Source organism: Nitratidesulfovibrio oxamicus, from assembly GCF_015731765.1.
In the GTDB taxonomy this organism is placed as follows: domain Bacteria; phylum Desulfobacterota; class Desulfovibrionia; order Desulfovibrionales; family Desulfovibrionaceae; genus Cupidesulfovibrio; species Cupidesulfovibrio oxamicus.
In genome coordinates this window covers 1-3,442 of sequence record NZ_VRYY01000278.1, presented here as the reverse complement: position 1 = coordinate 3,442, position 3,442 = coordinate 1, and the positions used below count along the sequence as shown (strand labels likewise).

5 protein-coding genes are annotated in these 3,442 nt (G+C 68.8%); 1 reads left to right on the top strand and 4 read right to left on the bottom strand.

The features are described from left to right. Positions 1 to 151: 151 nt before the first annotated feature. Together FVW20_RS10250 and FVW20_RS10245 are read right to left on the bottom strand one after the other, a co-directional pair. A complete protein-coding gene (locus tag FVW20_RS10250) occupies positions 152 to 742 on the bottom strand; it encodes a hypothetical protein (protein ID WP_196609381.1) in 591 nt (196 codons plus the stop codon). A gap of 63 nt (positions 743 to 805) precedes the next feature. Next, the gene (locus FVW20_RS10245) at positions 806 to 1,276 is read right to left on the bottom strand and encodes an AraC family transcriptional regulator (RefSeq protein ID WP_196609379.1); all 471 of its coding nucleotides are present in this window, start codon (positions 1,274 to 1,276) and stop codon (positions 806 to 808) included. A 316-nt stretch (positions 1,277 to 1,592) separates the two neighbouring features. On the opposite strand from FVW20_RS10245, the gene FVW20_RS10240 reads away from it, so the two are divergent. Further along, positions 1,593 to 1,868 carry an HU family DNA-binding protein gene (locus FVW20_RS10240; RefSeq protein WP_007526990.1) on the top strand — a complete coding sequence of 92 codons (276 nt, stop codon included), beginning with the start codon at positions 1,593 to 1,595 and terminating at the stop codon, positions 1,866 to 1,868. Between the two features lie 158 nt (positions 1,869 to 2,026). On the opposite strand, the gene FVW20_RS10235 is transcribed toward FVW20_RS10240, so the two are convergent. After that, entirely contained in the window at positions 2,027 to 2,434 is a 408-nt protein-coding gene (locus FVW20_RS10235) for a helix-hairpin-helix domain-containing protein (protein ID WP_196609377.1), read from the bottom strand. Beyond that, a partial coding sequence (locus FVW20_RS10230) for a glycerate kinase type-2 family protein (protein ID WP_196609375.1) occupies positions 2,431 to 3,442 on the bottom strand: 1,012 nt, incomplete at its 5' end. The genes FVW20_RS10235 and FVW20_RS10230, both read right to left, overlap by 4 nt.

Sequence of the window (3,442 nt, the reverse complement as noted above, 5' to 3'; positions counted from 1 at the left end):
TGACGGTGCTGGCGGCGTGCGAGGTGGCGGCTGTCGCCAGCAGGATGGCGATGCCGCAGAGCAGCGGGGCAAGCCCGGTGCGGAGGCGGGCGGAAGGGGGCGGAACCGGGCCCGTTGCAAGGCCCGGCGCCGCCCGTCCGGAGTGGCGCATCTACTTCTTCACGGTGGCCTGTATCTTGCGGGCCGCGGGTTGCAGCACGTCGCGCAGGGTTTCGGCCAGCAGCTTTTCGACCACGTCGGAAGCCGGGATGACCTGCTTGGACTGGCCGCCGGAAAGATGCTCGGTATACAGCACCTTGGTGTAGTCGGACACGGAAACGGCCAGCTTCATGGAGGTGCTGAACTCGGTGGTCTTCAGTTCCTTCAGCCATACCTCGTTGACCACGCCGGTGACGATGTAGTCGGGGCCGCCCGCGCGGGCCTGTTCCTGGGTCAGGGCGAAGGACACCTGCAGGCCCTGGCGGGCCAGTTCGTCGGCCAGCGAGCGGCTGACCCAGTCGGACACGGTGGACGAGGCCACGAACGAGGTGCCGTCCTTGCGTTCACCCACCTGCACCAGCGGGCGCTTGTCCTCGAACATGACCACGGTCACGCGGGGGGCGGAAGGATCGGGCAGCACCGTGGCATCGGGCGGCGAGTAGAGCAGACGGACGGAATTGCCGGGGGCGCAGGCCGCAAGGGCCAGCGAGGCAAGAACCAGCAGCAGCGCGGCAAGGGTGCGCGAGACGTTGTGGCGAAGCATTGTTCCTCCTGTGCGCGAAGCGCGGTGCGCGGCGCATGCATGTTCGCCGCCGGGCGGCGGGGGTTACAGCGGGGCCAGTGGCAGGTAGAGGCGGGTCAGCAGGTCGTCTTCCGGCGTGGCGCCGGGGTCGTTGAGATAGGCTTCCATGCGGGGTGCGCCCAGTGGGGTGCGCCCGCTGGCGGGCAGCCACTCCCAGTACATCGCCGACCACGACCACGGCAGGGTGGCGTAGGGGCCTTTGTGCACGGCCACGGCGTATTCCCGCGCACGGATGACCCGCACGATGACATAGTCGTCCGGCTCGAAGTCTTCGGGCACGGTGACCATGGCGTCGTAGCGGATGCGTTCCGGCGGGGTGATTTCCGGGTCGTCGTGGCACAGCCCCAGGAACATGGTGGAGGCGCTGGTCACCTGCCGCCGTGCGATCCACGGCGTCAGCAGCTTCCACGCCTGCGGCCCCGATTCGGCATAGGGGCCGAGCACGCGGATGCCGGCCACGCGAAGTTCCGGCAGGCGTTCGATGCGCACTTCCATGTGGCTTGTGTCTCCCTGTTTCTCTCTTCCCTGTGGGGCATCTATAGCGCAAGCGGGCCCGAAATCAAAGGGTTGCGGGATGCGTTTTGCCGTTGTTAGGGCCTGTTCCGGCCCTGCGGCGGCAATGGAACGGCAGTGCGGACCATGCCCCGGAAAGGGGGCTTTTGGGTGACGAATCAAGCAATGACGCGCCTTCGTGGGCACAAACTGTTGACAAGGGGGCCAACCTCTGTAAAAGCTGCGCCCTTGCACCACGTGCATACAATACCGCGCCGCCGGAGCGCGCGCGGACCGAAACCCCCATATGGAGATACCGATGACCAAAGCTGAACTGGTTGAAAAGATCCGCGCCAAGGCCGGTCTTGCCTCCAAGGTCCAGGCCGAAGGCGCCCTTGACGCCACCATCGCCGTGCTCGCCGACGCCCTGGCCGCTGGCGAATCCGTGACCTTCACCGGCTTCGGCAGCTTCAAGGTGACCGAACGCGCCGCGCGCAAGGGCCGCAACCCCCGCACCGGCGAAGAAATCACCATTCCTTCCGGCAAGGTGGTGAAGTTCACCCCCGGCAAACTGCTGAAGGATTCCGTGAAGTAGGCAGCCCAAGGGCCGCAGATTTCCGCGCCTCGCGTCTCCGGCAAGGAGACGCGGGGCGTTTCGCGTTTTCGGGGGTGGCGGGGGGAGTACGCCGAAGGGCGCGGGGGAAAGGGGGGATATTCTGTGATTCACCCCCTGCCCGCCTGTGTTCCGGCTGCCTATTCCGAGGTCTCGCCGGGGCGAGGAGGCAGTGCCGCAGGCAGGGTTCCCGCCTTGCGGTGGGGCGTCCAGGCAAACCAGTCGCGCCGGGCGGCGGGCAGGTGCGGGTCGCGGGCCTGGGCCACGGCGCAGGCGAACACATCGAGCACGCACGGATCATGGCGCTGCCCGGTGACCGCGCACAGCCGGTCGTACAGTTCCTGCGGGTCTGCCGCCGCAAGTTCGGCCAGGGTGTGCACGCCCAGCAGGTCAAGGTCGCGCCGGGTTGCGGGGCCCACGGAACGCAACCCGGCAAAAGGATGCCCGGGGCGCGATGCGGGGCGGTTGCCGGCCTTGCCCGTTCCTTTCGGCCTTGTGGCTTCGTGGTCGTCCTGCTCGACTTCCATCCTGCGTGCGCTGTCGTTCATGCGGCGGGCTTGCCCTTGGGCGCATCCACCAGCAGTACGGCCAGGTCCATGACATTGGTCAGGGTGGGGCCGGTGCGCAGCAGGTGCCCGGTGCGGTCCAGGAAATTGTAGGCGTCGTTGTCGGCAAGATGCCCGTGGGCGTCCACGCCGCAGTCGCGGGCCACGCACAGGGTGCTGCCCGATGCGTAGCCCCCGGCGGCGTCCGTGGGGCCGTCGGTGCCGTCGGTGCCCGCGCAGAGCATTGCGATGTGCTGGCAGTCGGCCAGTTCATCCATGCGGATGGCGGCGGCCAGGGCCATTTCCTGGTTGCGCCCGCCAAGCCCCCCGCCGGTGATGGTGACAGTGGTCTCGCCGCCCGCCAGCAGGCAGAACGGCCCTTCGGGGTGGGACAGGCCTTCGGCGGCGCTGGCGGCTTCTTCCACCAGTTCGCGGGCGCGCACGCGGGCCTCTCCGGTCATGGTGTCGGTAAGGATGCGCGGGCGGTAGCCGTGCGCGGCGGCTGCTTCCGCCGCCGCTTCCAGCGCCAGCCGGTTGCTGGCCACGATGCAGTTCTGCACCGCGCCGAACACCGGGTCGCCGGGCTTGGGCGTTTCCGCCGCCATGCCGCGCAGGCCCGCCGTCAGCCGTTCGACGACCGGCGCGGGCAGCCTGTGGAGGATGCCGAATCTGTCGGCAATGGATGTGCAGTCGGCGTAGGTGGAGGCATCGGGCGAGGTGGGACCGGAGGCGATGACGTCCAGGTCGTCGCCCACCACGTCGGAGATGATCAGCGAAACAACCTGCGCAGGAGCGGCAGCGCGGGCCAGGTTGCCGCCGCCGAAGGCGGACAGGTGTTTGCGCAGGGCGTTGATCTCGTGGATGGTGGCCCCGCATTCCAGCAGCAGGGTGGTGGCGGCGCGCATGTCGTCCAGGGTGATGCCCGGCTGCAGGGCGGGGGTGAGCGCGCTGGCCCCGCCGGTAAGGGCGCACAGCACGAGGTCGCGCGGGCCCGCCGTGCGCACCAGGTCC

What these genes read in the sequence shown, in the direction of transcription:
- FVW20_RS10235 (WP_196609377.1), bottom strand. Translation starts at nt 2,434, where the DNA reads ATGAACGACAGCGCACGCAGGATGGAAGTCGAGCAGGACGACCACGAA.
- FVW20_RS10250 (WP_196609381.1), bottom strand. Translation starts at nt 742, where the DNA reads ATGCTTCGCCACAACGTCTCGCGCACCCTTGCCGCGCTGCTGCTGGTT.
- FVW20_RS10245 (WP_196609379.1), bottom strand. Translation starts at nt 1,276, where the DNA reads ATGGAAGTGCGCATCGAACGCCTGCCGGAACTTCGCGTGGCCGGCATC.
- FVW20_RS10240 (WP_007526990.1), top strand. Translation starts at nt 1,593, where the DNA reads ATGACCAAAGCTGAACTGGTTGAAAAGATCCGCGCCAAGGCCGGTCTT.